Source organism: Bacillus sp. SG-1 (genome assembly GCF_000181495.1).
GTDB lineage: Bacteria > Bacillota > Bacilli > Bacillales > Bacillaceae_B > Rossellomorea.
Genome location: NZ_ABCF01000139.1, coordinates 1 through 2,213 on the forward strand (window position 1 = coordinate 1; position 2,213 = coordinate 2,213).

3 protein-coding genes are annotated in these 2,213 nt (G+C 41.0%); 1 reads left to right on the top strand and 2 read right to left on the bottom strand.

Features of this window, described 5'->3' with window-relative positions; all coding sequences use genetic code 11:
* Nucleotides 1-106: 106 nt before the first annotated feature.
* A complete protein-coding gene (locus tag BSG1_RS19110; RefSeq protein WP_006838881.1) occupies nt 107-526 on the top strand; it encodes a hypothetical protein in 420 nt (139 codons plus the stop codon).
* A 262-nt stretch (nt 527-788) separates the two neighbouring features.
* Here the strand turns inward: BSG1_RS19110 and BSG1_RS19115 are convergent, their stop codons facing one another.
* Both BSG1_RS19115 and BSG1_RS19120 read right to left on the bottom strand, forming a co-directional pair.
* Nucleotides 789-1,106: a hypothetical protein gene (locus BSG1_RS19115; protein WP_044023201.1), complete on the bottom strand. Its 318-nt coding sequence runs from the start codon at nt 1,104-1,106 to the stop codon at nt 789-791.
* Between the two features lie 139 nt (nt 1,107-1,245).
* Nucleotides 1,246-2,213, bottom strand: a 968-nt coding sequence (locus tag BSG1_RS19120) for a DUF418 domain-containing protein (RefSeq protein WP_006838883.1), incomplete at its 5' end; no start/stop codon positions are given.

The window sequence follows — 2,213 nt, forward strand, 5'->3', positions numbered from 1 at the left end:
CCAAAATCGAACACGTAAAAGAGTAATAAAATATTGTTGTACGGTTATGATTTCAATAAAAATAGTCAATAGATTTATCTATACAAACTAATTGGAGGGAATACATATGTTATCAGTAAAGGAAAGTGAGTTACATGAACTTAGTTTTGACAAGTCAGGGATGTTCAATGAGGTTAATCTAGAGATGGAGTTCTTATTCATTGATTTTGCGGTAGACGGCGAACTGACTTGTGAACAAAGAGATATTATTAGCAGCTTTTCGTTTAATACGGTTGTTGGGAACAATAATCAATCTGGGTATATAAACAAAATGCATTTAGAGCTAAATCAATTAAATTCTGGTGCGAAGAGGAAAAATATTACGAATGAGGAGGAACTAGAAAAGGCATTAGAAAGTTGTATTGAATTTGAGCATTTGAATAATGAAGAAAAAAGAGAAATGCTGGATTTATTTATTAAGAGTGTAGATATGTTTAAAGAAGAATTGAAAGAACTTGAACAAAAGTTAAAAGATGAGAAAAAATAATTACTTTCAAGCCCACTAGCTCATAGTACTGTTGAGTTAGTATTCTTTATTTAGGTATTACTGGATTGATACTCCCTCAACTTTTCTAGTGGTGATGTTCTGGTAACATAATCATATTTGAGAGTTTATTCAGTAACTAGTCATCTAATACTGAAGGGCGGTTGGCGCGTGCTTTTTTTATTAAAAGCTCCTCTTATGCTGAAGAAATGTTGATAATTTAATGTGTTGAGGAGCAGATGCCGAGGTACCTGCCCCCTACCCATCAAACCCGCTGTATATTCGTAATCTGCGTAATCGGCACACCGGCCATCGGAAGCAGCCCTTGCAGTTCCTCACCTACAACAGGAATGTAATCAGTGCCTTCTCTGAAGCCGTATCGTTCTTTCATATAAATATCGAAGTTGCATTTGACCTGCAGGGCGATATCGCCTTCCCGGTCGAATGGAGCCGTGACAGTCTGTACGTCGAACTTGTTGCCATTTTTGCTGAATGCGTTGATGGTTTTGATGGCTTTTTGTTTATAGTTTTTGACGGCTTTGGGTGTATAGGAAAAGGTCACCCAGCCGGTTGCGTTGATCATGATGAACACCTCTGTAGTTCTGTTTGTGATGAAAGGTATTCTAGAAGTATAGCAGAAGAAGGGAGTCAGCGACAGGCGAAACTTCCCTTTAACACACTAAAGCACTAAGAGGGACAGTCCCTCTTAGTGCTTTAGTGTGTTAAAGTATTGCTCGTTTTGCTCCTGGTTCAGTTTCTTTCTTTTTCATTGGCTGGAGTTTGCCATAAGTGAAGGATCTCCATAGCCATTCAAATGGGCCGAATTGAAATTTCTTCAGCCAGAAGTAACTGAATATGATTTGAGCGGTGAAGATCACCAGAGCGAGCAGTGTCCCGGCCAACAGGCTGACCTTTTCGTACAGGTCGAACCCGACGAAGATGCTCACACAAATAATGGTTTGAGAAAGGTAGTTTGTCAGTGCCATCTGTCCGGCATAGCCGAGTGGGCGCAGCCTCTTTTGCCAATTTTCTTTCCTTAGCAGCAGTGTCAAAGCTGAAATATAGAAGAAACATAGAGTCACTCCGCTGAGACTTGTAAACAGCTGAACGTAGGATGAATTTTTTATACCGGCCCCCAGGATTTCCAGTTTAAATAGGGCCAACAGCGTGACAAGCGGAATGCTGATTAAGAAGGTGATATTCCTGATTTTGTGAATGAATCCAAGGTGTTCAGTATCAGGCTTGAAGATACCGGCCTTGCCTGCTGCAAGTCCAAAGAGGAACATCGCAAGAACCGGGATCATGGCTGGAATGATATTGAAGATAAGCGGAACGAGTTCCGCGCCCAGCCGGTAGGAAACCAGCTCTCCGAAACCTGCAGTCGTATAAGCAGCGACATACTCACCAAACTGTTGGTTATAGGCAGCTTCATTCATCTCCTGGAAATTCTGCAGTAAGCCGCTTGGCATTAACAGTGAAATGCTGAACAAAATATTGATAACTAAGAGCAGACTGAATGCCCAGATGATCATCGTCTTGATTTTCCGTTTATAGAAGAATAATAGCAGCAGCCCCGTTAAGGCATACGTATGCAGGATGTCCCCGAACCAGAGGAGAATGAGATGGGCCAATCCAAAAAGGAATAGTCCCAGAATTCTTCTGAGGTAGAGGCTCTTTACTTTTAATCCTT

Coding starts and splice junctions, on each gene's coding strand:
- BSG1_RS19110 (WP_006838881.1), top strand. CDS start 107: ATGTTATCAGTAAAGGAAAGTGAGTTACATGAACTTAGTTTTGACAAG.
- BSG1_RS19115 (WP_044023201.1), bottom strand. CDS start 1,106: ATGATCAACGCAACCGGCTGGGTGACCTTTTCCTATACACCCAAAGCC.